This window comes from Sphingobium sp. TomMM15, assembly GCF_055397045.1.
Genome location: NZ_AP027314.1, coordinates 2142354 through 2167802 on the forward strand (window position 1 = coordinate 2142354; position 25449 = coordinate 2167802).

Consider the following 25449-nt stretch of genomic DNA (forward strand, 5'->3'; position numbering starts at 1 on the left):
CTATCGCCGAAGCGCTGAAGCGCAGGCGCCCGGATCTGTATCGGCCCCGGCGGGGGTGCGAGCATCGACATGGGTGACAACAGGCTCCTTGCCGCGAGCCGGTGCATAAAGATAGGCGTCCAGAACGCAGCGCCCGTTAGCGAACTGGAGCTTACGCATGGTGCTTTCCCGGATATCAAGCCGCGGCGTACCGAATTGCTGGACGAGGTGGCGCACGTCCATTCCCATGAGCGGACCCGATTTCATGAAGGCGCTGGCGGGCGGCCCAGATGGAGACGGGCGCATCGGCGAAGGCGGCACAATCGACCCGCCGCAAGCTGCGAGTGGCAGCGCAAGCAAGACCGAGAGGATATGTTGGGGGGCTTTCATCGTGACTTGTTCCCGACGCCATGCAGCATGTGCACCGCCATAGCCGCGCTCCAAACAGGCGCAAGCAAGTTGATGAAGGGGATGAGGAACATAAGCGCCGAGACGAGACCCATGAGCCACCGGCCGAGGCGAGGGATCGGCAAAAGTCCCGGATGCCGCTGTTCCACCATATCGCTGAGGTCGCGACCCAGGAGATAGGCGTTAAGCGCCAGGAAAAGCAGGACCGTGCCGACGCCGGTGACCAGAAGAAGGAGGTAGACCGGCAGCGCCAGCAAGTTCCAGCCCGCCGTTCGCGCGGCCGAAGCGAGGGCAAGCCGCAAGCTGGGCGCGAAGCCCAGAGGCCGGGCGGCGGCTGCGGCGGCGGGATAGCTGTCCCGTTCGACCGCAGCCACGATGTCGTCGGCAAACAGGTTCATAACTGCCATGGCGATGGTCCGGAAGAGCAGCCATGCAAGCGCGGCGAGGCTCGAAGCCGTCAAGGCGGCTTCCGCTAGGCCACCACCACTCCAGCCGAAATATGCGCGCGTTGCGTGGACTGCTGTCCAAAGACCTAGTCCCGCCATCGCAAAGATCAGCAGCGTCAGCATGAGCGTCTTGGCCAACAGGCGCAGAGCAGCCCGATGGAAGATGACGGGAAAGGCACGAAGGGCGGCGGCGATCACCATGAGGCACGCTATTCCGCGCTCTGCACGCATGGTCAATCTGCAACGTTGCACGCAGCAGCGCGGCTCGATAGACACGGCTCGATTTTGAGCCTTTGAGTAAGGATATCGCGTGACCGCTGCTGCTGCCCCCTCGCTAGATGTTGTCGCGATCGGCAATGCCATTGTCGACGTGCTTACTCCCAGCGATGACGCATTCCTTGCCGAACATGCGCTGACCAAGGGCGGGATGCAGCTAATCGACGCGGAGACGGCCGAGGCGCTCTACGCCGATATGGGCGCGGGGAAGGAGGTCAGCGGTGGATCAGCGGCGAACACGCTGGCTGGCCTCGCGGCACTGGGCAAGCGCTGCGCCTTCATCGGGCAAGTGCGCGACGACCAGTTGGGCGACGTGTTCACCCATGATGTGCGCGCCCTCGGTATCCGCTATGACACGCCAGCGGTGGGGGGCGAGGTGCCCACCGCGCGCTGCTTGATCCTGGTGACGCCCGACGCTCAACGCACGATGAACACCTTTCTGGGCGCGTCGCAGTTTCTGCCGGAATCAGCGCTCGACCTCGACCTGATCCGTTCAGCATCGATCCTCTATCTGGAAGGCTATTTGTGGGATCCTGAACAGCCGCGTGCTGCCATGCGTGCCGCCATCGACGCCGCGAAGGGGGCGGGCCGCAAGGTTGCCTTCACCTTGTCCGATGGCTTCGTCATTGAACGGCATCGGGACGATTTCGTGCAGCTCATCGATCAGGGGTTGATCGACATCCTCTTTTCAAACGAGCATGAAATTCAGTCGCTGGCGCAGATCGACGACTTTGACAAAGCGGTGGCGTCATTCGCCGGACGCGTGCCAGTGCTGATATCGACCCGCAGCGAAAAGGGCGCGATCGCTGTGGTGGACGGCGTTCGCTACGAGGTGCCCGCAGCGCCTATTGCGCAGGTGATCGACACCACGGGCGCGGGCGACCTGTTCGCTGCAGGATTCCTTGCCGGTCATATCGAGGAACTGGACGTGCATCATTGCCTCGAACTGGGCGCAGCAGCCGCAGCCGAAGTGATTTCCCATTGGGGCGCGCGACCGGAACAGGATCTGAAGCTGATCCGGGCTAAGCTGGGGCGGTAAGGCCGCGGAACGCTCATCCACATCGACGGGGAAGTCTAAGCCGCTTAAACCCTAGTTTGGGTCAGGCGGCTTTCTGGCGCCGGAACAAGGCCCGGTCATCGGGGCCGAAGCCCCATCGCCAAATGACAAAGCCGTAGACCGCCAAAATCGTCCCCACACCGAAAACAAGTTCGATCCATTCCAGCGCGGGCGGCAGAGCGACAAAGGCCGCCCCCACGATGCAGGCGACGCCACATGCGCTAAGCAATGGCCAGCGCCAAGCATTTACCTTGGCCTTCAGCAGATGAGACAAAAGGCGCGCCTTCACCAGCGCGCCAACCCCCAGCGCGATGGTGAGCGCGAGAGCCGGTGCCGCTGCTATCGCCATCGGAGGCAAATCAAATCGGCGCGCAAGCAATATGAGTCCGAAACTGAGCGCGGCCTGCAATCCGATCATGAACAGCGAAATCATCAGGTTGCGGTGGCGAGCGATATATACCAGCGCGGATTCGCTGACTACGGCAGTGGCCGCGACGACCTCCGCCAGCAGGAGAAAGGCCAGCGCTCCGGTGCCGCCAACGAAATGCGGCCCGACTAGCCCCATAACCGCCTCGCCGGGTATGCCCAGCGCAAGGGCGATACCGGCCTGCGCGGCGATGATCCAGAAGCCCACCTGGCTGACCTGCCGCGCAATGGCGGCAAGATTGCCCTCGGCAAGGTTGCGGGTAATGACCGGCCCCAGAATGGGATCGAAGCTGGTTTTCAGCTTTTGCGGCAATGAGGCGACCTGCTGCGCCACATAATAGACGCCGACAATCGCGGGACTGACGAACAGGCCCAGAATGGCGAGGTCAAGGCGACGCGATCCCCATTCCACGCCATCGGCGGCGGCGAGCGGCAAGTTACGGCGCGCGAGACGCCAAAGCCTCCCGAAGTCGGGGCGCCATCCATAGGGTATGCCATAGTGGCGGGTCATGGGGATGATGGAGGCGACGAACGCCGCAATCATGGAAACGACGTAGGAGAGGATCAGGCCATCGCGCGTCGAATAAAAGGCGAAGGCGAAAGCGCCGATACTGATAGCCCAGGGTTCTATGATGGACCGGGCACGAACTGTTGCCCCTATGTCAAAACGATAAGCACAGGCGGCGAGTGCAACGTCTGACCCTGCAACGGCTATCACGATAAGCGCCAGCAAGCGGTCAAGGCCATTGATGCCGCTGTTTGGGAACATCGCTTGAGGGAAGGCAACCAGTATGCAGCTGCCCAACGAGGCGGCGATCAGCGTCACCAGCATCGCGTCCGTGACGACATGGCCGTGCGGACGCTCGGTTTGAGCCAGCGCGCCAGCCAGACCGCGCTTCAGCCCCAGCGTCGCCAGTTGCGCGATGAATTCAACGACAAGGACAGCATAGGCGAAACGGCCTAGCGCATCGGCACCATACCAGCGGCCAGCGATGAAAAGGAAAGGGAGGCGAGCAGCCAGGCGCAGAAGAAAGCCGAAGATATTCGTCCGGCCACCTCTGGCAAGCGCCGCGATGTCATCCTGTTGCGCGGAGGAAGCCTGCTCAGTCGGCAAAGAAAGTGGATCCCCCTGTCGCGTCATATTCTCTGTTGCCGGACGGTAAACAATAAATGGTCGAAGGGCGATGGATTATTCGGGACGCAGCGGACGTGCGAGCAGCGCATCGATGACTTCGCCCAGAGGGGCCGCGTCTTCCAGCAGGGCACAGACGGCTTCGACCACCGGCATTTCGACAGAGGCCGCGCGTGCAGCCTCGCGCAGCACTGGCGCTGTAAAGGCGCCTTCGGCAACGGTGCGGCGATTGGCAAGCAATTCGGCAGCCGATCGGCCTTCGCCCAATCCCTTACCGAGCGAGAAATTGCGCGAGTTGGTCGAGGAACAGGTGAGGACCAGGTCACCCAACCCTGAAAGGCCCGAGAGCGTTTCGGCGCGCGCGCCGCGCGCGAGGCCGAAACGCGTCATTTCGGCGAAGCCTCGGCTGATGAGCGATGCGCGAGCGTTCAGGCCGAGGCCCGCTCCGTCTGCAACGCCGCAAGCGATGGCGAGCACATTCTTGACGGCCCCGCCAATCTCCGCGCCTACGATGTCATCGGACAGATAGGGACGAAAGGCGGGGCGGGCGACACGCGCCGCAATACGCCCGGCAAGCTGGGCATCATCGCAAGCCAAGGTGACGGCAGTGGGAAGCCCCCGCGCGACTTCATGTGCGAAGGTCGGACCTGACAAAACGCCGATCGGCGAACTGGGCTGAGCCTGCTTGGCGACTTCCGACATCAGCAGGCCGGAGCCAGCTTCGATCCCCTTCGAACACAGGATGAGCGGGATACCGGCAGGGAGTCCCGCCACGACAGCGCGCAGGTGCTGGGCCGGGCTGACGATCAACAGCAGTTCCCGGTCAGCCATGTCCGCCATATCCCCCGTCGCCTGCACGGCTGGATTGAGGGGAATCCCGGGAAGATAAAGGGGATTGAGATGATCCTGGTTGACGGCGCTGACGACGTCCGGTTCAAGCGCCCACAAACGGACATCCTCGCCTTGCGACGAAAGGGTTTGCGCAAGGGCCGTGCCCCAGGCGCCCGCTCCTATGACACCCGCCTTCATGCCTTCACTCCTGCCCCGCGCGCTTTTTCGGCATCCGGATCCAGCGGCCAGCGCGGCCGGGCTGGAACGGTAAGATCATCGACCAGACCGGCTGCATAGCGTTCAGCCCCGGCCCAAGCGATCATTGCAGCATTATCCGTGCAAAGCCAAAGCGGTGGCGCGACAAAGGGAAGATCATGCCGCGCGGCGAGTGCCTGAAGCCCCGTGCGGATCGAATGGTTGGCGGCAACGCCACCCGCAACGACCAAAGCGGTTATCCCGTCCAGCGCGACAAGCTGCTTTTCAGTCCGATCAACGAGGCAATCTATCACTGCCTGCTGGAAGCTCGCAGCAATGTCTTCGGTCGAATATTGTCCCGATTGCGCGGCGCGCATTACCGCGCTCTTGAGCCCGGCAAAGGAGAAATGCGGCTCGGCCGTTCCGACCAGCGGACGCGGCAGGGGGACGGCCTTAGGATTGCCGCTTGCCGCAGCCCGCTCGACCGCCGGACCTCCGGGGTAGCCCAGGCCAAGCAGCTTGGCGGTCTTGTCAAAAGCCTCGCCACTGGCATCATCGATCGTGGTGGCAAGGCGGGCATAGTCACCGGGTCCACGGACATGGAGCAACTGACAATGTCCGCCGGAAACTAGCAAAAGGAGATAAGGAAATTGCAGCGACGGATCGGCAAGCCGGGGCGACAGCGCATGGCCTTCGAGATGATTGACGGCGACCAACGGCTTGTTGACGGCATGGGCGAGCGCCTTGCCAGTCACCAGACCGACCATCACGCCGCCGATCAATCCGGGGCCTGCGGTCGCGGCGATCACGTCAACCTGATCCAGGGTCAAATCTGCGTCGGCAAGTGCCGCTTCGATCAGGGGAGCCAATGCCTCGACATGGGCGCGGGCGGCTATCTCAGGCACAACGCCGCCATAGGGGCGGTGCGCCTCCTCCTGCGTGGCAAGACGGTGGGCGAGTATCTTCCCATCAGCCGTCACCAACGCTGCCGCAGTTTCGTCGCAGCTAGATTCCAGGCCGAGGATGATCGTCATTGCTGCTTCCATCTAATGGCCACGGATATTAGAGCAAGCGGCATATGACATTGCAATCTTTCACGCCTGATCGCCCGCTCCGTCTTGGCACGCGAGGTTCGCCCCTTGCGCTGGCGCAAGCGCGCATGACGGCCGAGGCGCTCTGCGCGCAGCATGGCTGGGCAGCGGACACGATCGAGACGGTGATCGTCCAGACGAGCGGCGACCGGATTCAGGACCGGGCGTTGGCGGAAATCGGCGGCAAGGCGCTGTGGACGAAGGAACTGGACCGGGCACTGGTGGAAGGTCAAATCGACTTTGCCGTCCACTCCATGAAGGATGTGGAGACTATCCGACCTGCCGAAATCACCATTACGGCCATGCTGCCCCGCGCGGATGTCCGGGATCGGCTGGTCGGCGCGGAAAGCTTTGCGGCCCTGCCCGAGAACCCGGTGGTGGGATCAAGTTCCCCCCGGCGGGCGGCGCAGGTCAAGCGGCTGCGGCCTGATGCGCAAGTCGTGCTGTTCAGGGGGAATGTCGCGACGCGGCTGGCGAAGCTTGCCGCCGGGGAGGTGCATGCGACATTGCTTGCGGCGGCGGGGCTCGACCGGCTGGGGCAGCCGGACGTCGGGACATGCATCCCGCTTGACGTCATGCTGCCAGCACCATCGCAGGGGGCCGTGGGCATCGAGACATTGAGCGACAATACGCAAATACAGGCGCTGCTGGCCGGGATCAACGATAGCGACACGTTCGATTGTGTTTTGGCCGAGCGAGCAGTCCTCAAAGGGCTGGGCGGGACGTGCCATTCGCCGATCGCTGCTTTGGGCCGGCTGGAGGATGGGGAGATCCGTCTCGCTGCCGAGATATTGAGCGCTGACGGGCGCGAGCGGGTGGAGGACATAAGGATCATCGCACGCGGCGATCTCAGCGCGGCGGAGGCGCTGGGACGCTCCCTGCTCGACCGTGCCAGCGCGGAGCTGCGCGCTCTGTTCGAGGCGTGAGGCCGGTCATCATCCTGCGGCCCGAACCGGGCGCGAGCGAGACTGCCGCGCGGGCAAGGAAGCTGGGCCTCCTACCCCGCCTTTGCCCATTGTTCGAGGCACGGCCGATCGGCTGGGACGCACCTCCGCCTGAGCGGTTCGATGCGCTGTTGATGACCAGCGCGCAGGCTGCGCGGCTCGGCGGATCGCAGCTTGTCGGTTACCGGGCGCTACCCGCCTATGCGGTCGGGAGCGCGACCGCCCAGGCAATGGCAGAGCATGGCTTCGCGAATGTCGTCAGCGGCGATCAGGATGGCAGCGCCATCGCGGCCCGCATGGCGGCGGACGGACACCGGCGGGTGCTGCATCTGGGGGGCACGACACTCGCCCCGATAGAGGCGGGGCAGTTGAGTATCGAGCGGGTGGCCGTCTATACGATCGGCGCGCGGCCGCAGGCGCAGCTTGATCCTCAGCTGGAGCCGGGCGCGATATTGCTGGTTCATTCCCCGCGTGCGGGCGCCAACCTTGCAGAAATGATCGCCCCGGAGCGGCGGCGCGATTTCCCTATTATCGCCATCAGCCCGACGGCTCTTTTGGCCTGCGGCCCCGGCTGGGCCAGCGGCGAAGCGCCCGACAGGCCCGATGACGAGAGGATGCTGGCCCTCGCGGCACGATTGTGCGAATGATCCCGCCAAGATGGAAGAAAGGTCCTCAATGAGCGAAGAAGGCGGCGCGACAAGCGTCACGGCGATTCCGCCGGTTCCTCCGCGCAAACGGAGTTCCTGGCCGATCTTCGCGTCCCTGCTATTTGCCTTTGTGATCGGCGTCGCGCTTGCCATCGGCACGATGCTCTATTTTCAGGGCCGGTGGAATGATCGCGCGCAACCGTCGGTCGCCACCGCCGACCCCTATTTGCGCCCCGGCGTCGCGCTACGCCCACTGTCCGCAGACGCGGCGCAGATGCTGGACGGACGGGTAGTGCAGCTGGAAGATCGGCTCAATCGCATTACCGTAGAGGCTCAGGCAGCGTCCGGAAATGCAGCGCGCGCCGAGGGATTGCTGGTCGCCTTCGCCGCGCGCCGTGCGCTCGATAGCGGAATGCCTCTCGGCTATATCGAAGGGCAATTGAGGTTGCGCTTTGGTCAGGCGCAGCCGCGCGCCGTGGCGACGATCATCAATGCGGCGCGCGAGCCGGTCACGATTGCCGACCTGCGCGCCGGACTTTCCGGCGTCGCCGATCAATTGACGACGCCCGGGCCACAAACGAGCTGGTGGGAATCGGTGGAGCATGAGGCCCGCGAACTCGTCACCATCAGGCGGACGTCCACACCCTCTCCGCGCCCGGAGGCCGCGATGGAACGGGCGCTGCGTTATATCGATGCGGGGCGGGTAGGTCCTGCTCTTGCAGAGGTGGAGAAAATGCCCGGCAGGGCGGCCGCCGACAGGTGGTTGCAGTTCGCCCGCCGCTATATCGAAGCACGACGGGCGCTCGACCTGATCGAGACCGCAGCCATATTGGAACCGCGCCAGCTGCACGGCGTCAGTGGCGGGCCGGTCACCCAAACCTCGCCCCTCGCGCCCTGAAGAACCTGTCATAATCGACCAGCCGTTGAGACGGCCGCGCGAAACCATTGGACGCGCGGTGCATTTGTCATGAGAATGTCATCTTTCGCCTTCGGGCCTTGGAGACTGTTTTCTCGTGCCGCCTTATGTCGATTCGATCACCAGCTTCTGGAAGGGCCGCGTAGCGCAGCATCCTAGCGATGCAGTGCGGCCTTCGCTGCGGCATTTGCTGGGCAACGCTTCCATGCCGATCGATCTGGCGCGCAGCCGTGCCCGAGCCGGTGCCTTGTCGCGAGCTATAAAGGGCGATGGGCGCCACATCCTGCTGATCCCCGGCCTGCTCGCTTCAGAGCAGCGGATGGAGATGATGCGCACGATCCTTCAGGCTGCGGGATATAGGGCACACAGCTGGGACATGGGACGCAATCTGGGTCCCCGGCCAGACACGCTCGAGCAAATCGACCGGCGAGTGGACAGGATTCGCAAGGAAACCGATGCACCAGTGACTCTGGTGGGCTGGAGCCTGGGAGGGCTGTTCGCACGAGAATATGCCAAGGTCGCGCAGGAGAAAGTTGCTGGCGTCATCACCATGGGCACGCCCTTTTCAGGCGATCCGCGCGCCAATCATGCTTGGCGGCTCTATCAGCTGGTAGCGGGTCATCCCGTCGATTGCCCGCCTTTTGCCTGCAATCGGGAGGTAAAGCCGCAGGTCCCCACCATTGCCCTCTGGTCGCGGCGCGACGGGGTTATTGTGCCGGAATGCGCAAAGGGTAGGCACGGCGAGCGCGACAGGGCCATCGAGGTGGATTGCACCCATATGGGCTTTGCTGTCGCGCCCGAAGGCATATTGGCTGTGGGCAAGGCGTTGGAAGCCATACGCGCCTGATCTGCTCAGGGCGCTGCCCGACTCAACTCAGGCGGCGGAGTGCTTCGTCTCTGCCGATCAGCGGCAAGAATTGAGCCATGTCCGGACCGTGATCCAGGCCGGTGAGTGCACGACGTAGGGGCAGGAACAGCATTTTGCCCTTGCGGCCTGTCCGCTCCTTGAGCGCGCCGGTGAGCGAGGGCCAGATGTCCGCGTTGAAGTCCAACTCCAGCAGCATTTCCCGAGCAGTTGCGAGGAAGGTGCGATCATCGTCGTCGGGCGCAGGCGCTTCGACGGGGCCAGTCACGATGCGCCACCAATCGGCGGCTTGCCGCACATTTTCGAGGTTCGGCCGGATGGCGTTCCAGCCTGCCTCATTCATCCCGGCAGGCAGGCGGCCGGACACGGCGTCATAGGGTAGAAGATGGACGATCTTCTGGTTAAGTGCGGCAAGTTCCGCTTCATCGAAGCGGGCGGGCGCTCGTCCGAAATGCGCGAAGTCGAAGCTTTCGACCAGCGGCTCGACATTCGCGAATGGCTCTACCGGCAGTGACGTGCCGAGGCGGGCGAGTAGCGCCAAGACAGCCATAGGCTCCAGCCCGATCTCGCGGAAATGGGCGACGCCTAGCGAGCCCAAGCGCTTGGAGAGCTTGCCTTCGCTACCCGTCAGCAATGCCTCATGCGCGAAGAAGGGGAGCCCGGCCCCTAAAGCGGCGAACATCTGGATTTGCGTCGCCGTGTTGGAGACATGATCTTCGCCGCGCAGCACATGGGTTACGCCCATGTCCACATCGTCGATCACGGAGGGGAGCATGTAGAGCCAGCTGCCATCGGCGCGGCGGATCACCGGGTCGGACAGCAGCTTGGGGTCAAAGCGCTGCTCGCCACGGATAAGGTCGGTCCAGACGATCGGCTGATCATGATCGAGCTTGAAGCGCCAATGGGGTGTGCGGCCTTCGGCTTCATAGGCGGCGATCTGATCGGCCGTCAGCGACAGGGCGGCGCGGTCATAGACCGGCGGAAGGCCCCGGCCGAGCAGGACCTTTCGGCGCAGCTCCAGTTCTTGGCTCGTTTCATAGGCCGGATAGACATGACCCGACGCCTTCAACTGCTCGAACCGGCTTTCATACAGGGCGAAGCGATCCGACTGCCTCTCCTCCCCGTCCCAGTTCAGGCCGAGCCAGGACAAATCCGCCCGGATCGCGTCGGCATATTCCGCGCGGGATCGTTCAAGGTCGGTGTCGTCCAGGCGCAGGAGGAACTTGCCGCCGCTTTTGCGCGCCCAAAGCCAGTTGTGGAGCGCGGCGCGGATATTGCCGACATGAAGGTTGCCGGTCGGCGACGGGGCAAAGCGGGTGATGACGGTCATGAGCTTAAAGGGTCCGGAAAGCGTTGGTGATCGGATAACGGCGATCACGCCCGAAATTGCGCATGCCGAGCTTGACGCCGGGAGGAGATTGGCGGCGCTTATATTCGGCGACGTAGAGCAGGCGTTCGATGCGGGCGACCACATCCTTGTCGAAGCCGCGCGCGACAAGCTCTTCCACCGACAGCTCCTCCTCCACCAGGCCATACAGGATGGGGTCCAGCACCTCATAGGGAGGGAGGCTGTCTTCGTCCTTCTGATCGTCCCGCAATTCCGCGCTCGGCGGCTTCGTGATCACGCGTTCGGGCATTACCGGACCGGATGGGCCAAGGCCAAGCGAAGAGACATGCTCGTTGCGCCAACGGCTGAGGTCGAAGACAGTGGTCTTGTAGGCGTCCTTCAACACCGAATAGCCGCCTGCCATGTCGCCATAGATGGTGGCGTAGCCGACCGACATCTCGCTCTTGTTGCCGGTGGTCAGCAGCATGTGGCCGAACTTGTTGGACAGGCCCATGAGCGTCACGCCACGAATGCGGGACTGGAGATTTTCTTCGGTAAGGTCACGCTGACGCCCCGCGAAAGCATCGGCCAGCATCATGTCGAAGGCCGCCACGGCAGGCTCGATCGGGATCGTGTCGTAGCGGATGCCGAGCAAGCGAGCGCATTCGACGGCATCGTCCAGGCTGTCCTGGCTGGTGAAGCGCGACGGCATCATGACGCTCCAGACGCGCTCCGGCCCCAGGGCGTCCACGGCCACCGCTGCGGACAGCGCTGAGTCGATGCCGCCTGACAGGCCGAGGACGACGCCGGGGAAGCCGTTGCGGTTCACATAGTCGCGCAGGCCCAGCACCATCGCATTGTAGATATCGGCGGGGCGGCTATCGAGTTCGTGCCGCTCGCCGGGAATGCAGACCCACTGGCCTTCCCATTTTTCCCAATGGGTGAGGACGAGCGCTTCCTCCCAGTCAGGGAGTTGGTGAGCGATGCCGCGGTCGGCGCCCATGACGAAGGACGCGCCGTCGAACACCAGTTCATCCTGGCCGCCGACGCGGTTCAGATAGACGAGCGGCAGGCCGGTTTCACGCACGCGCGTACCAGCGACGGCGTTGATGCGGCGGTCGTCCTTGTCGACTTCGAACGGGCTGCCATTGGGGCTGATGAGGATTTCCGCCCCCTCCGCCCGCAGATGCGCGGTGACGAAGGGGAACCAGATATCTTCGCAAATCGGCACGCCGATCTTCACGCCACGGAAGTCGATCGGCGCGGGTAGCGGGCCGGGCGCGAACAGACGCTTTTCGTCAAATGTGCCGTAATTGGGCAGCTCGCGCTTCTGGCGGATGGCGGTAACGGCCCCATCTTCCAACAGGGCGATGACGTTGAACAATACGCCTTGGGAGGCGACTACGGTGCCGACCAGCATCGCGGGGCCGCCGTCCGCTGTCGCCTGGGCCAGACGATCCAGTTCATGGTTGGCGCGATCGACCAGTGCGGGCTTCAACACCAGGTCTTCGGGCGGGTAGCCGATCAGCTGGAGCTCGGGAAAGACGATGAGGTCGGCACCGGCCGCGCGCGCCCGCCATTCGAGCATCGCGTCCGCATTGGCCTTCAGGTCGCCCACGCTCTGTGTCATTTGGGCAAGGGCGATCACGAGTTTGTCGGTCATGCCCGCGCCCTAGTGCATTTTGCCCCCCTGCGCAAAAGCGCCTTTCCAGTGAGGGCAAGCGCGGCTAAAGGGGCCGCGTTTCGCGCACCGTCATCCAATCGTCACAGGGGTTTGGCCATGAAACTCATGACCGGCAATTCGAACAAGCCGCTTGCGGCCGCAATTGCAGATTATATCGAGATCCCGCTGACCGATGCGAGCGTCCGCCGCTTCGCGGATGAGGAAGTTTTCGTGGAAATTCACGAGAATGTCCGGGGCGAGGATGTGTTCGTCATTCAGTCGACGGCTTATCCGACTAACGACAATCTCATGGAATTGCTGATCATGATCGATGCGCTGAAGCGCGCGTCGGCCAAGCGAATCACTGCGGTGGTTCCTTATTTCGGCTATGCCCGGCAGGATCGGAAGCCCGGCCCGCGCACGCCGATCTCGGCCAAGCTGGTGGCGAACCTCATCACCACGGCGGGTGCTGACCGCGTGCTGTCGGTTGATCTGCATGCTGGGCAAATCCAGGGCTTTTTCGACATTCCGACCGACAACCTCTTTGGTGCACCGGTGATGTCGGCGGATATCCAGGCGCGCTTTGGTGATCGCAACCTGATGGTCGTGTCGCCGGACGTCGGCGGCGTGGTGCGCGCCCGTGCGCTGGCCAAGCGGCTGGACAACGCCCCGCTCGCCATCGTCGACAAGCGCCGCGAGCGCGCGGGCGAATCGGAAGTGATGAACATCATCGGCGACGTGAAGGGCCGCTTCTGCGTCCTGATCGATGATATCGTCGATTCGGCCGGTACGCTGTGCAACGCGGCCGGAGCGCTGAAGGCCGCAGGGGCAGAGGATGTGGTCGCCTATGTGAGCCATGGCGTGCTGTCGGGCGGCGCGGTTGCGCGCGTCGAGGCGTCGGAACTCAAGGAACTCGTGATCACCGATTCGATCCAGGGCACGGACACGGTGTGCACTGCCAAGAGCATCCGTCACCTGCCGATCGCCCCGCTGCTGGGCGAAGCGATCAAGCGGATTGCGGACGAAAGCTCGGTTTCCAGCCTGTTCGACTAAGCGCAAAAGTTGCGCCGCGCGACTTCTATGAGGCGCTGGGCAGCAACACTATGGGCAGGCAGAATAGCAGGATCAGTCCGCCAACGACTCTCTGAGCGCGGGAAATGCCAAGCGGCTTTTCCCGCCAGAGAATCGGGCAGGCGAGCAGCGCCAGCAGCAGGAGCATGTTGGAAAGGGTAGCTGACCCGCCGACGGGCGCGTCCTGCCGCATGGCGAGAGCGCCCAGCAAGGCCGCGAAACTCAAGATCCAGCCGATCAGCGCCACAACGATTCCCTTCCGATACGAAGCGATAAACGGCGCGGATTGACGAAGATTAAACGGCGGCTGCCCAAGGATCATAGGTGCCGAAGCTCCAGAGATTCCCTTCCGGATCGAGCGCCTCATAACCGCGTCCGGGATAGCCGTGATTATCATGCGGCTCGTTCACCACCACCGCACCCTGATTGCGGGCATGCAGGCAGTGGGCGTCGGCATCCGGGACCACCACATAGATGCAGGTCGTGACACCGCCCAGATCGCGCGGCGTCGTCCAACTGTAGAGCGACTCGGCCTCGCCATCGCGCGCGCTACCCAGCATGACCATGCCCTCGCCCAATATGAGTTGCGCGTGGTGGATGATGTGCGGGTCCGCTTCGTCCTCATAACAGGCGTGCAATGCAAAGCCGAAAGCGTCTTGCAGGAAGTTTATAGCCGCTGGAGCATCGGCATAGCGCAGGCCGGGGATCAGTGAGGAGCCAGGCATGTTTTTTCCTTCCTTCGTCGCGATCAGGAACAGGTTGGCAAAGCCTAGCGCAGCAGGTGCTTTCCGGCTAGGCGGGAGCGATGACGACCCGCGATGACCTGACCCTTGCCCACCGCCTCGCCGACGCCGCGGCGGCAGCCATCCGGCCCTTTTTCCGCGCGCGATACGACATGGAATTCAAGTCGGACCAATCGCCGGTGACCGAGGCGGATCGGGCGGCGGAAGCAGCGATCCGAGCCATCTTGGAAAAGGAACGCCCCCAGGACGGCATCATCGGGGAAGAATATGGAGCGACACGCGAAGACGCGGAGCGCGTCTGGATCCTCGACCCGATCGACGGCACGCGCAGCTTCATTGCGGGACGGCCGATCTTTGGCACGCTTATCGCGCTGACTGAGGCGGGATGGCCGACGGTCGGCATCATCGACCAGCCAATCGCGCAAGAGCGCTGGGCAGGCATGATGGGCCAGCCCACCACCTTTAACGGCGCACCGGTCACCGCCCGCAGTTGCCGGTCGCTTGAAGAAGCGATCGTCGCCAGCACCGGGCCGCAATATTTCCCCGGATGCACCGGCGAGCATTTCTCGCGGCTGGCTGGTCAGTGCCGCGACACGGTGTGGGGCGGCGACTGTTATAATTACGGCCTCATCGCGTCGGGCCATGTCGATATCGTCGTCGAAGCCGGGTTGAAGCTGCACGATATCGCCGCGCTCGTCCCTGTCGTGGAAGGTGCGGGGGGGCGGATGTGCGATTGGGCGGGCGACCCCATCACGGCGGAAAGCGACGGACAGGTTATCGCGATCGGCGATCCTGCTCGGCTGGACGATGTGCTGGAAGCGCTTGCCGAAGGACATCACGCTCATTAATGTTTCAGGCATTGATGTTTAGGCGGCCACCGCCGTTACTGCTTCAGCATATATGCGCGCGCTCTCGTCATCGAAGCAGATGAACAGGATGAGGTCGAAGGCCGACGGGAAAGCAGCAAGCTGGCCCCGCACCGTCTGGGCCGCGATCCGAGAGGCCAGTTCTTTCGGATAGCCATAAATGCCGGTGGAGATGGCAGGGAAGGCTATACTGCGGAGGCTATGCTCCCGCGCCAGATCGAGCGACGATCGGTAGCAATTGGCGAGCAACCGGGGTTCCCGAAGCCCCGCCCCGCCATACCGGACCGACGGTATGAATGACATGGGCAACGGGCAGGCTGTAGCCGCGCGTGATCCGCGCCTCCCCCACTGGACAGCCGCCCAGCATACGGCATTCGGCGAGCAGTTCAGGCCCTGCCGCTCGATGGATCGCACCATCCACGCCGCCGCCCCCCAGCAGGGAACTATTGGCGGCGTTGACGATCGCTTCCGTTGCGCAACGGGTAATGTCGCCAGTTCCGATTTCCCAGCGGGCGGTGCCGAAGATCATATCGCAGCCCTCGCGATGAATTACGTTCGCAGCATTGCCCTAGAAAATCCCCAAAAACTTCTTCTTCTGCTTCTTTTCTTCCCTGGCGTTGGCCTTGCCGGCTTCTTCCTTTGAAGTTGTGCCCCGGCCTACGTCATCTCGGGGCTTCCCGCCCTTCGTCCTCTGCGCAGCGGCGGTCGCGCCAGCGAGGACGGGGCCGCACGCCGCACTTTTGGCGTCACCCACATCGACAAAGGCCAGAACGGCAGCGAGTGGGCTCGCCGCGATCCCCAGCGCCGCCGCCGCACCGCCGCGCGCGATCAGTTCAGGACTGATGACGTTGATGCCGGGCTTCGCGAAATAGCCTGCGATGCCGACCGGCGACTGGCCGGAAAACAGGCTGAACTTTTTGCCGTCAGCGCGGAAGGCGAGATCGAGGCTCTCGTTGCGGAAGGAAAAGCCGCCTCGTCCAAGCATGACGTTCTTCCTGGTATCGATGATGATCGGATCCGCGGCCGCGATGCCGTTGCGAACGGTGAAGGCGATCAGCCCGCAATTGATCTGGACAGGTTCCTTCAGCTTCTTTTCGAACATCTTCGTGATGAAGGTGCCCACGTCCAGTTCAGCAAGCTGAACATTGCGTGCCCACATGGTGCCCGCAGGCAGGATGACCGCGATCCTGCCATTGGCGGTACTAAGCGAATCATGCACCGTGTTGCCCGAACCTGTCATTTGCGCCCGCGCCTTGATGATGCCGGTGGTCCCGGATTCCTCAACACCCCAGCGGCCAAGCAGCTTGCCCATGGGTGTCGGCGACAAGCGCACATCATAGCGCGTACGCACCGGCTGAGCCCGCGCGTTAATCTCTATGTCCGAACTGACATGCCCGCCGGACATGTCGAAGGTGAGCGGCGAAAGCGTCAAAAGGCTGCGCTCAAGCGCTAGCGTAAGACCGATATTGGAAATGGGCACATTGGGCGCCCTGACCTGGCGCACGTCGTATCGAACATTGGCATCGAAGTTGCGCAGGGCCTCTACCCTGAGCGGTGCGTCCGGCAGGACGCGCGGCCTGCCGCCGACATTCTCGATCGCGCCACTGGCGCCCTGCGCTTCCAGCTTGTGGGGATTGTAGCCGATGAAAGGACCCACATCGACAATATCGAGGGTGCGGGTGGCGAGGTCAGCCTTCAAGCGCAGGCGATTGTCGGGCAGAGACACGGTCATGCGCCCGGAAAGGTCGCTGTCGCCGAACCGGCCCTTGAGATGGGTGAAGCGCCATTCTCCGTCCTGCTTGGTAAGCGCAGAGGTGAAGCGGTAGGTGCGGGTTTCGGGGATGGCGACGCCCAGAAAGTCGAACAGCAGGGCAAGATTGGGGCCGCGCGTCAGCAGCCGCAAGTCCGCTCCCTCAATCTCAGTCGCGCCGGGCAAGGTTCCGCTGACCTCCAAAATTGTCGGCCCGGATTGCGCGTGAAGAGCGAGACTGTTCTTGCCGCCTGTTACAGTTTCGTTGGGCGAGAGCAGTCCGCCACGCAGAGTGAAGGGACGGCCCCGCATCGTGCCGTCGCCGGAAAATCGGATGTCGCTCGCAAAGCGCGTGTCCTGCGCCTTCACCGTTTCGAATTTTATGTCGGTGGACAGCTGCATCCGGGGGTCGCGATAGCGCAAGGTCGTCCCGTCAAGCAGCGCCCGGCGCACGAGAGGCAGATTGAGCGGCTCTCCCTTCTTATTCGGGTCACCGAAGGTCCATGTGTTGCTCTTGCCGTCCTTCGACCATTCCAGGTCAGCGGCGGCGTTGCGAAGCTCAAGCCAACGAACGCGATATTTGTCGCCGAAGATCAGGCTAAGCGGCGCGATCCGCGTGTCGATAAGGTCGGAATGGAAGAAATGCGGCCTGCTCGCCCAGGGCGTGTTGGCAATCGTCATTTCCTCGGCGCGAAACTTGATCGTGATGGGCGCGAAATAGAGCTGGAAGTCACCGGCGACCTTGACCGGGCGCTCCAGCCGACTTGTGAGGAATCGCTCGAACGGATGTTTGAGGAAACGGCCCTTCGTGATGAACAGGATCAACCATAGTAGGAAGATCAGCCCGCCGATATAAGCGATGATACGCAGCGGCAGGGGAACATTGCGCCATTTCTGACGTGCGGAGGACCAATAATGGCCAACGCCTCCTGCCCCGCTGTCGAGCGCAGGAGCCGATTTCGCCGGGGTGCCCGGCCGCAGGGGATCGGCGTCGGCCATGGCGCAAGAACGCCCTTCCCCTGCTTTAGGTCCGAATCACCTTGCTTTCCGGCGGCCGGCCGATTATGCGCGCCCCTTCGCGATATTTGGAAGGACCGCCCGGCTAACTAGGGCTGCCGTGGCTGTCCGTAATCGTCGCGCTGAAGAAGGAGACGAAAATGCCCAAGCTCAAGACCAAGAGCGGTGTGAAGAAGCGCTTCAAGTTCACCGCTTCCGGCAAGGTCAAGCACGGCGTCGCTGGCAAGCGTCACCGCCTGATCAGCCACAACGCAAAGTATATCCGCCAGAATCGCGGCACGTCCGTGCTGTCGGATTCCGATGTCGCTCACGTGCGCCTCTGGGCGCCCTACGGCCTGAAGTAAGGAGTAGAGGCACATGGCACGCGTAAAACGTGGTACTACCACCAAGGCGAAGCATAAGAGGATTCTGGATCAGGCGAAGGGCTATTATGGCCGTCGCAAGAACACGATCCGTATCGCTCGCCAAGCCGTCGAAAAGGCTGGGCAGTACGCTTATCGCGACCGCAAGGTCAAGAAGCGCACCTTCCGTGGCCTCTGGATCCAGCGCATCAACGCTGGTGTCCGCGCCGAGGGCCTGACCTATTCGCAGTTCATGCACGGCCTAAAGCTGGCTGGCGTCGATCTGGACCGGAAGGTTCTGGCCGACATTGCGATGCACGAAGGCGAGGCGTTTAGCGCCATCATCGCCCAGGCAAAGGCTGCGCTGCCCGCGGCCTGAGCATAGAACGGTCGAAAGATCGTCCAAGGGGCGCCGGGGCAGATGCTTCCGGCGCCCTTTTTGTTTTGGTTCCGCTCCCTTTCCGTTCGGGCTGAGCGAAGTCGAAGCCCAATGCTGAGCGAAGACGAAGCGCCTTTGCTCCGCTCAGGGCGAACGGAGAAATAGTCGAAGGAAGCCTCATGTCGCTGCATGTCTGGTGGCTCTATATCACTGCCGTCTTCCTGATCTCGGCGACGCCTGGCCCGAACATGCTGCACGTGATGAGCCAGAGTATCGCCCATGGACCGAACAAGGCCCTCGCCACCATGGCGGGGTTGATGAGCGCTGTTCTGCTGTGCCTGATTGCGTCGGCGCTGGGGCTGGGCGCCTTGCTGAAGGCGTCTCCGCTGTTATTCAATATATTGCGCTATGCCGGAGTGGCCTATCTGATCCTTCTCGGCATAAAGGTCTGGAAGGCTCCAATCGAGGTCAGTGGCGAAACCACAGGGACACCGCCTGTTCCAGTGCCCGCGCTTTACGCGACTGGATTGATAACCGGGCTATCCAACCCCAAGCTCATCATCTTCGCCGCTGCGCTGTTCCCGCAATTCATAGACACGGGGCGCCCCTTCGGCATCCAACTGGCGATCCTGGTGGCGAGCTTCGCCGCGATCGAGAGCTTCTGGTACGGCGCCTATGCTCTGGGGGGCATGAAGCTCAAACATTGGCTGGTGCCCATCAATCGGCAGCGGCTGTTCAACCGGGCTACCGGCCTGTTGTTCATCGGCTTTGGCGGCGCACTGTTGGGCGCGCGGGCCTGACCCTTTCCTTGCGCAGCGCGCCCCGCTAAGGCGCGCTCATATTGCGCCTTCGCGGGAATGATGAGAACCATGAGTGAGATTGCCAATCTAAAAACCGGCCTGGTGGCTGACATTGCCGCGGCCAATACTCTCGAAGCGCTCGAAGCCCTTCGCGTGGGCGCTATGGGTAAGAATGGGGTCGTGACTGGGCTGCTCAAGACTCTGGGCTCGATGAGCCCGGAGGATCGGCTGGAGAAAGGCCCACCGATTCAGGACTTGCGCGAGAGCGTGACTGCGGCGCTGGCCGAGAGGAAGGCGGCGCTTGAAACAGCCGCGCTCGACGCAAAGCTGGCGGCCGAGAAGATCGACATGACGCTGCCCGCCGATGGCGGGGCGCAGGGGTCGGTGCATCCGGTAAGCCAGGTCATGGACGAACTGGCGGAGATTTTCGCGGACCTTGGCTTCTCCGTCGCAACAGGGCCGGAGATCGAGGACGACTGGCATAATTTCACCGCGCTCAACATTCCCGAGACGCACCCGGCGCGGGCGATGCATGATACCTTCTATTTCCCGGATGCTGACGGCAAGAAAATGCTGCTGCGCACCCATACCTCACCGGTGCAGATCCGCACGATGATGAGTGGCGAGCCGCCGATCCGTATCATCGCGCCGGGCCGCGTTTACCGGTCGGACAGCGATGCGACGCATACGCCGATGTTCCATCAGATCGAGGGGCTGGTGATCGACAAGGGGATCACCCTTGGTCATCTCAAATGGACGTTGGAAACCTTCCTCAAGGCTTTCTTCGAGCGTGACGATATCGTCCTGCGCCTGCGGCCGAGCTATTTCCCCTTTACCGAGCCTTCGGTTGAGGTCGACGTCGGCTACACGCTGGTGAGCGGCCAGCGGGTGATCGGCGGCGACGGCGATGCGCCCGGTGGCGGCTGGCTGGAAGTGCTGGGCAGCGGCATGGTCAATCGCCGGGTGATCGAAGCCTGCGGGCTCGATCCGGACGAATGGCAGGGCTTTGCCTTCGGCACCGGGGTCGATCGGCTCGCCATGCTGAAATATGGGATGAACGACTTGCGCGCTTTCTTCGACGGCGATCTGCGCTGGCTGAAACATTATGGCTTCTCGGCGCTGGATGTGCCGACGCTGAGCGGAGGAGTGGGCGCATGAAGTTCACGCTGAGCTGGCTCAAGACGCATCTCAATACCGATGCCGACCTGCCGACAATCCTCAAAACGCTGAATGATATCGGCCTTGAGGTCGAGGGCGTGGAGAATCCGGCGGAAAAGCTCGCGCCCTTCCGCATCGCCAGGGTGCTGACGGCGGAGCCTCACCCGCAGGCGGACAAGTTGCAGGTGCTGACGGTGGATGCGGGCGATGGGGCGTTGCAGGTCGTGTGTGGCGCGCCCAACGCTCGGGCGGGACTGGTCGGCGTGTTCGGGACCGAGGGCGCGGTGGTGCCCGTCAATGGCATGGTGCTCAAGAAAACCGCCATTCGCGGGGTCGAATCCAACGGCATGATGTGTTCGTTCCGGGAACTGGAACTGGGCGAAGATCATGAAGGAATCATCGAATTAAACGCGGATGCGCCGGTGGGGCGGGTCTATGCCGAGTGGGCCGGGCTGGATGACCCGGTGATTGATGTGAGTATAACACCTAATCGCCAGGACTGCATGGGCGTTCGGGGGATTGCGCGTGATCTGGCGGCGGCGGGATTGGGGACGCTGAACGCGATCGTCGTGCCGGAGGTCGAGGGCTTCGGGTCGGGGCCGGACGTGCGGATCGAGGATACGGATGGCTGCCCGGCCTTCTTCGCGCGCACGGTCAGGGGCGTGAGCAATGGCGCGTCGCCCGAATGGATGGCGCGACGGTTGAAGGCGATCGGGCAGAAGGCGATCAGCACGCTGGTCGATATCACCAACTATCTGATGATCGACCTTGGTCGACCGTTGCATGTCTACGACATGGCCAAGCTGAAAGGTCCGCTGACCGCCCGTCCGGGCAAGGCTGGCGAAGAAGTGCTGGCGCTCAATGGCAAGACCTATACCGTTGACGAGACGATGACCGTCATCGCCGATGATGAGGCGGTGCACGACATTGGCGGCATCATGGGCGGCGAGCATTCGGGTGCGAGCGAGGCGACGACCGATGTGTTGATCGAATGCGCCTATTTCACGCCCGAACGGATTGCGGTCACCGGACAGAAGCTGGGCCTGACCAGCGACGCGCGGGGGCGGTTCGAACGCGGGGTGGACCCGGCGTTCCTGGATGACGGATTGTCGATCGCGACCGACCTGGTGATGAAGCTGTGCGGCGGCAGCGCCAGCGAGGCGACGCGCACCGGCATGCCGCCGGCCGCAAACAAGGTCATCCGCTATGAGCCGTCGCAATGCCTGACGCTGGCGGGTGTGTATGTGGGTGATCAGGAACAAAGGCGCGTTCTGGAAAGCCTGGGCTTTGGCGTCGAGGAACATGACAGCACGTTCGATTATGAAGACGGCGTGCCGGTGACGACGAGCGCCCATTGGTCGGTCAGCGTGCCCAGCTGGCGGCGTGATGTCGATGGCTGGCCCGATCTGGTCGAGGAGGTCGTGCGCATTGTGGGACTGGATCAGGTCCCTTCCACCCCCCTGCCCCGCATGCCCGGCGTCGCCAAGCCAACGGCAACCAGCGAGCAGCTGATGGAGCGGCGGGTTCGGCGGACGGCGGCGGCCCGGGGCCTGGCCGAGGCGATCAACTGGTCGTTCATCTCGGAAAAGGAAGCGGCGTCGGTCGGCGGTGGCGATTGGACGCTGGCGAACCCGATTTCTGAGGATTTGAAGGTCATGCGGCCTTCGCTGCTGCCCGGCCTGCTGTCGGCCACGCGGCGGAACATGGACCGGAGCGCGACTTCGGTGCGGCTGTTCGAGGTCGGCCGTCGCTATTTCAGCGACAAGGAGCGGGCCACGGCCAGCTTCGTGCTGGCGGGCGAGAAAGTCGCGCGCGGATGGCAGACGGGCAAGGCGCAGACTTTCTCCGCCTTTGACGCGAAGGCCGAAGTGATCGCGCTGCTGGCCGCCGCAGGCGCGCCCGTGGCCAACCTGCAAAGCTTTGGCGAGGCATCGGGCGCCTACCATCCGGGTCAGTCGGGGACGTTGCGCCTTGGCCCCAAGGTGGTGCTGGCCGAATTTGGCGTGCTGCATCCTTCGCTGGCTAAGCAATTCGGCATCAGCGGCGCGGTAGTGGCAGGCGAGATTTTCCTGGATGCGATCCCGGCCAAGCGGAAGAGCGGCTTCATGCGCGCGCCCTATGCGCCACCCGCCTTGCAGGCGGTGAAGCGCGACTTTGCCTTTGTTGTCGATGAGGCCATCGAGGCGGACGCGCTGGTGCGCGCGGTCAAGGGCGCGGTCAAGAAGAGCATCGTCGATGCGCGGTTGTTCGACGTCTTTGTCGGGCCGGGCGTGGATGAGGGCAGCAAGAGCCTGGCGATCGAGGTAACGTTACAGCCGGGTGAGAAGAGCTTTTCGCAGGAAGAGCTGGACGCCATCAGCGCCGCTGTCGTGAAGGCGGCGGAGAAGCTGGGCGCGACGTTGCGGGGGTGAGGGAAACCTCGCCAGGGGTCTGGCTGGAGTAGCGAGGCTGGCTTTACTCCGTTGAAGAGAAGAGAAGGACTTCGACAAGCTCAGTCCGAACGGAAATAGTAGGCTGGACCGACAGGATCAAAAGTAGAGGGCTGATGGACGAGCTTGTAATGATCGCGTCGGACGGGCTGACCGCCGCCATCAACCCGCTGGGCGCGGAGCTTTGGTCGCTCAAGGACTCTGCCGGGCGCGAACTGATGACCGATGCCGATCCGCGCTGGTGGACGGGGCATGCGCCCTTGCTGTTTCCTTTCGTCGGGCGGTCACGCAATGATGTGTATCGGCTGGACGGGCATGACTATCCGATGCCGCAGCACGGCTTTGCCCGGCACATGGCGTTCGCGCTGGTGGAGCATCTGCCTGAATCGGTGATCTTCCGGCTGGAGGCGGACGCAGCGACGCGGGCGGTCTATCCGTTCCATTTCCGGCTGGACATGCAGTTCGCCGTGGCTAGCGGAACGTTGATGATGACGGCCACGGTCATAAACCGGGGCGAGGCGGACATGCCCTTTTCCTTTGGCTATCATCCGGCCTTTGCCTGGCCGCTGCCCTTTGGGGGTTCGGCGGAAGATCATCGGATAGAGTTTGAGAAGGCGGAAACGGCACCGCTGCGCAAGGTGGGAAACGAGCCGGGTCTGATCGCGCGGGAAACCGTTGCATCGCCGGTGAAGGGCAAGGTCCTGCATCCCACCCATGCGATGTTCGAGGGCGATGCGCTGGTCTGGGATGCGTTGGAGAGCGACAGCCTATATTGGGGTGTGCCGGGACAGACGCGGCTGAAGATCGACTTTCCCGATACGCCATGGCTGGGGCTGTGGCAGAAGCCGGGCGCGCATTATCTGTGCGTCGAGCCCTGGGCGGGGATGGCTGACCTGGTCGGGTTCGAAGGAGATGTCTGGGACAAGCAGGGCGTCATGCGGCTACTGCCGGGGGACGAGCGGCGGTTCCGCATGGACGTGACGGTCGTGGACGTGTAACGGCGGCTTCCATGATTCCGTTCGGGCTGAGCCTGTCGAAGCCTCTTCCCTGGAAGGAAGTAAAGCCCTTCGACAAGCTCAGGGCGAACGGTTGTTTTTATACCGAGCCCCCGACAACATCATGACCATCCCATCCCGCCGCACCTTCGCGATCATTTCCCACCCTGACGCGGGTAAGACCACGCTGACCGAAAAGCTGCTGCTGGAAGGCGGCGCCATCCATCTGGCCGGTGAGGTCAAGGCGCGCGGGGCGAACCGGCGCGCGCGGTCGGACTGGATGAAGATTGAGCAGCAGCGCGGCATTTCCGTGACCAGCTCCGTCATGACGTTCGAACGCGACGGCATCACCTTCAACCTGCTGGACACGCCGGGGCACGAGGATTTCTCGGAAGATACCTATCGCACGCTGACGGCGGTGGATTCGGCGGTCATGGTGATCGACGCGGCCAAGGGCATCGAACCGCAGACGCGCAAACTGTTCGAAGTGTGCCGGTTGCGCAACGTGCCGATCATCACTTTCGTGAACAAAGTGGACCGCGAAGGGCGCGACACCTTCGCCCTGCTGGACGAAGTGGCGGACGCGCTGGCGCTGGACGTGTGCCCGATGAGCTGGCCGGTCGGCATGGGTGGCGAGTTCGAAGGGATTTACGATTTCGCCAAGAACCGGCTGCGCCAGCCCAGCGGTCCGAGCAAGGAATTTGAGGGCAAGCAGGTGTTTGTCGAGGGCATCGATGATGATGCGCTGGCCGAGCATATTTCCGCGCGGGGCCTTGAAAAGCTGCGCGAGGAAGCGGAGCTGGCGGTCGGTGGCTATGCCGATTTCGATCTGGCGGCCTATCGCCACGGGGATCTGACGCCGGTCTATTTCGGATCGGCGCTCAAGCTGTTCGGCGTGACCGAGTTGATCGACGCGCTAGCCGCCCATGCGCCGCCGCCGCGTGCGCAGCCGGCCGAGCCTGCGCCGGTGGAGCCGGAGAATAGCGAAGTCACCGGCTTCATCTTCAAGGTTCAGGCGAATATGGACCCGCAGCATCGCGACCGCATCGCCTTCATGCGGCTCTGTTCCGGCAAGTTCAGGCGGGGCATGAAGCTGACGCCGAGCGGGTCGGGCAAGCCGATCGCGGTGCATTCGCCGATCCTCTTTTTCGCGCAGGACCGCGAGATTGCGGATGAGGCTTTTCCCGGCGACATTATCGGCATTCCCAACCATGGGACGTTGCGGGTCGGCGATACGCTGAGCGAGAAGGCGGGGGTGCGCTTTACGGGGCTGCCGAACTTTGCACCGGAAATATTGCGGCGCGTGGCGCTGAAGGATCCGACCAAGACGAAGCAGTTGAGGAAGGCGCTGGACGATCTGTCCGAAGAAGGCGTGATCCAGGTTTTCTATCCCGAGATCGGCAGCAGCTGGGTCGTCGGCGTGGTTGGGCAGTTGCAGCTGGACGTGCTGATTTCGCGGTTGGAAGCCGAGTATAAGGTGGCGGCGGGGCTGGAGGCATCTCCCTTCGATACGGCGCGCTGGATTTCCGGTGATGAGGCGGCGGTCAAGGACTTGGCCTCGTTCAACGTGGCGAACATGGCGAAGGATCGCGACGGCAACCTTGTCTTCATGGCGAAGAGCGCGTGGGATGTGGGTTATCAGCAGGAGCGGCATCCCAAGGTGAAGTTCAGCGCGACCAAGGAACGCTGAATTTTGG

General features: G+C 63.2%; 24 protein-coding genes and 1 pseudogene. 14 read left to right on the forward strand and 11 right to left on the reverse strand.

Annotation, left to right across the window (positions count from 1 at the left end):
- Both ACZ51H_RS10660 and ACZ51H_RS10665 read right to left on the reverse strand, forming a co-directional pair.
- On the reverse strand, positions 1 to 369 hold the full coding sequence (locus ACZ51H_RS10660) for a hypothetical protein (protein ID WP_464801798.1): 369 nt from the start codon (positions 367 to 369) through the stop codon (positions 1 to 3).
- Positions 366 to 1034 carry an EI24 domain-containing protein gene (locus tag ACZ51H_RS10665; protein ID WP_464802889.1) on the reverse strand — a complete coding sequence of 223 codons (669 nt, stop codon included), beginning with the start codon at positions 1032 to 1034 and terminating at the stop codon, positions 366 to 368. The genes ACZ51H_RS10660 and ACZ51H_RS10665 overlap by 4 nt, the downstream gene beginning before the upstream one ends.
- 109 nt (positions 1035 to 1143) lie before the next feature.
- On the opposite strand from ACZ51H_RS10665, the gene ACZ51H_RS10670 reads away from it, so the two are divergent.
- Positions 1144 to 2148, forward strand: a complete 1005-nt coding sequence (locus tag ACZ51H_RS10670; protein WP_464801799.1) for an adenosine kinase — start codon at positions 1144 to 1146, stop codon at positions 2146 to 2148.
- 61 nt (positions 2149 to 2209) lie between these two features.
- Here ACZ51H_RS10670 and ACZ51H_RS10675 read toward each other — a convergent pair whose 3' ends face one another.
- Genes ACZ51H_RS10675 through tsaD form a run of 3 tightly spaced genes read right to left on the reverse strand, consistent with a single transcriptional unit; the run spans position 2210 to position 5784 of the window.
- The gene (locus ACZ51H_RS10675) at positions 2210 to 3733 is read right to left on the reverse strand and encodes a lipopolysaccharide biosynthesis protein (protein WP_464771487.1); all 1524 of its coding nucleotides are present in this window, start codon (positions 3731 to 3733) and stop codon (positions 2210 to 2212) included.
- A gap of 48 nt (positions 3734 to 3781) precedes the next feature.
- Positions 3782 to 4753 (reverse strand): NAD(P)H-dependent glycerol-3-phosphate dehydrogenase, encoded by a 972-nt coding sequence (locus ACZ51H_RS10680; protein ID WP_464771488.1) that lies wholly within the window; start codon positions 4751 to 4753, stop codon positions 3782 to 3784.
- Complete coding sequence (gene tsaD / locus ACZ51H_RS10685) at positions 4750 to 5784, reverse strand: tRNA (adenosine(37)-N6)-threonylcarbamoyltransferase complex transferase subunit TsaD (RefSeq protein WP_464801800.1); 1035 nt, start codon at positions 5782 to 5784, stop codon at positions 4750 to 4752. Before tsaD ends, ACZ51H_RS10680 begins: the two co-directional genes overlap by 4 nt.
- Before the next feature lie 44 nt (positions 5785 to 5828).
- Between tsaD and hemC the strand changes: the two genes are divergently transcribed.
- The 4 genes from hemC (at position 5829) to ACZ51H_RS10705 (ending at position 9195) form a co-directional block, all read left to right on the forward strand.
- Positions 5829 to 6767, forward strand: a complete 939-nt coding sequence (gene hemC, locus ACZ51H_RS10690) for a hydroxymethylbilane synthase (protein WP_464801801.1) — start codon at positions 5829 to 5831, stop codon at positions 6765 to 6767.
- Positions 6764 to 7432 carry a uroporphyrinogen-III synthase gene (locus tag ACZ51H_RS10695; protein WP_460986975.1) on the forward strand — a complete coding sequence of 223 codons (669 nt, stop codon included), beginning with the start codon at positions 6764 to 6766 and terminating at the stop codon, positions 7430 to 7432. The genes hemC and ACZ51H_RS10695 overlap by 4 nt, the downstream gene beginning before the upstream one ends.
- 10 nt (positions 7433 to 7442) lie before the next feature.
- The gene (locus ACZ51H_RS10700) at positions 7443 to 8330 is read left to right on the forward strand and encodes a hypothetical protein (protein ID WP_464801802.1); all 888 of its coding nucleotides are present in this window, start codon (positions 7443 to 7445) and stop codon (positions 8328 to 8330) included.
- A gap of 115 nt (positions 8331 to 8445) precedes the next feature.
- Positions 8446 to 9195, forward strand: coding sequence for an esterase/lipase family protein (locus ACZ51H_RS10705; RefSeq protein ID WP_464801803.1), 750 nt, complete (start codon positions 8446 to 8448; stop codon positions 9193 to 9195).
- A gap of 22 nt (positions 9196 to 9217) precedes the next feature.
- Here the strand turns inward: ACZ51H_RS10705 and gltX are convergent, their stop codons facing one another.
- Together gltX and ACZ51H_RS10715 are read right to left on the reverse strand one after the other, a co-directional pair.
- Entirely contained in the window at positions 9218 to 10543 is a 1326-nt protein-coding gene (gene gltX, locus ACZ51H_RS10710) for a glutamate--tRNA ligase (protein ID WP_464801804.1), read from the reverse strand.
- A gap of 4 nt (positions 10544 to 10547) precedes the next feature.
- Entirely contained in the window at positions 10548 to 12203 is a 1656-nt protein-coding gene (locus ACZ51H_RS10715) for an NAD+ synthase (RefSeq protein WP_464801805.1), read from the reverse strand.
- Between the two features lie 117 nt (positions 12204 to 12320).
- Here ACZ51H_RS10715 and ACZ51H_RS10720 point away from each other — a divergent pair, with 117 nt between their 5' ends.
- Entirely contained in the window at positions 12321 to 13256 is a 936-nt protein-coding gene (locus tag ACZ51H_RS10720) for a ribose-phosphate pyrophosphokinase (RefSeq protein ID WP_460986980.1), read from the forward strand.
- A 25-nt stretch (positions 13257 to 13281) separates the two neighbouring features.
- On the opposite strand, the gene ACZ51H_RS10725 is transcribed toward ACZ51H_RS10720, so the two are convergent.
- Positions 13282 to 13521, reverse strand: coding sequence for a hypothetical protein (locus ACZ51H_RS10725; protein WP_464801806.1), 240 nt, complete (start codon positions 13519 to 13521; stop codon positions 13282 to 13284).
- A 49-nt stretch (positions 13522 to 13570) separates the two neighbouring features.
- Positions 13571 to 13999 (reverse strand): VOC family protein, encoded by a 429-nt coding sequence (locus ACZ51H_RS10730; protein ID WP_460986982.1) that lies wholly within the window; start codon positions 13997 to 13999, stop codon positions 13571 to 13573.
- Between the two features lie 80 nt (positions 14000 to 14079).
- On the opposite strand from ACZ51H_RS10730, the gene hisN reads away from it, so the two are divergent.
- Positions 14080 to 14865, forward strand: a complete 786-nt coding sequence (hisN, locus tag ACZ51H_RS10735; RefSeq protein WP_460986983.1) for a histidinol-phosphatase — start codon at positions 14080 to 14082, stop codon at positions 14863 to 14865.
- Positions 14866 to 14883: 18 nt separating this feature from the next.
- Here hisN and ACZ51H_RS10740 read toward each other — a convergent pair.
- A pseudogene (locus ACZ51H_RS10740) lies at positions 14884 to 15412 on the reverse strand (O-acetyl-ADP-ribose deacetylase).
- A 39-nt stretch (positions 15413 to 15451) separates the two neighbouring features.
- Positions 15452 to 17632 carry an AsmA family protein gene (locus tag ACZ51H_RS10745; RefSeq protein ID WP_464801807.1) on the reverse strand — a complete coding sequence of 727 codons (2181 nt, stop codon included), beginning with the start codon at positions 17630 to 17632 and terminating at the stop codon, positions 15452 to 15454.
- A 158-nt stretch (positions 17633 to 17790) separates the two neighbouring features.
- On the opposite strand from ACZ51H_RS10745, the gene rpmI reads away from it, so the two are divergent.
- The 7 genes from rpmI (at position 17791) to ACZ51H_RS10780 (ending at position 25442) form a co-directional block, all read left to right on the forward strand.
- Positions 17791 to 17994: a 50S ribosomal protein L35 gene (gene rpmI / locus ACZ51H_RS10750; RefSeq protein WP_183955972.1), complete on the forward strand. Its 204-nt coding sequence runs from the start codon at positions 17791 to 17793 to the stop codon at positions 17992 to 17994.
- A gap of 13 nt (positions 17995 to 18007) precedes the next feature.
- A complete protein-coding gene (rplT, locus tag ACZ51H_RS10755; protein WP_022682430.1) occupies positions 18008 to 18370 on the forward strand; it encodes a 50S ribosomal protein L20 in 363 nt (120 codons plus the stop codon).
- A gap of 179 nt (positions 18371 to 18549) precedes the next feature.
- Positions 18550 to 19170 (forward strand): LysE family translocator, encoded by a 621-nt coding sequence (locus ACZ51H_RS10760; protein ID WP_464801808.1) that lies wholly within the window; start codon positions 18550 to 18552, stop codon positions 19168 to 19170.
- Between the two features lie 69 nt (positions 19171 to 19239).
- Entirely contained in the window at positions 19240 to 20328 is a 1089-nt protein-coding gene (gene pheS, locus ACZ51H_RS10765) for a phenylalanine--tRNA ligase subunit alpha (RefSeq protein ID WP_464801809.1), read from the forward strand.
- Positions 20325 to 22739, forward strand: a complete 2415-nt coding sequence (gene pheT / locus ACZ51H_RS10770; protein WP_464801810.1) for a phenylalanine--tRNA ligase subunit beta — start codon at positions 20325 to 20327, stop codon at positions 22737 to 22739. The genes pheS and pheT overlap by 4 nt, the downstream gene beginning before the upstream one ends.
- 134 nt (positions 22740 to 22873) lie before the next feature.
- Entirely contained in the window at positions 22874 to 23755 is an 882-nt protein-coding gene (locus tag ACZ51H_RS10775; RefSeq protein ID WP_464801811.1) for an aldose 1-epimerase family protein, read from the forward strand.
- A 121-nt stretch (positions 23756 to 23876) separates the two neighbouring features.
- Positions 23877 to 25442, forward strand: coding sequence for a peptide chain release factor 3 (locus ACZ51H_RS10780; protein ID WP_449474445.1), 1566 nt, complete (start codon positions 23877 to 23879; stop codon positions 25440 to 25442).
- Positions 25443 to 25449 lie beyond the last annotated feature (7 nt).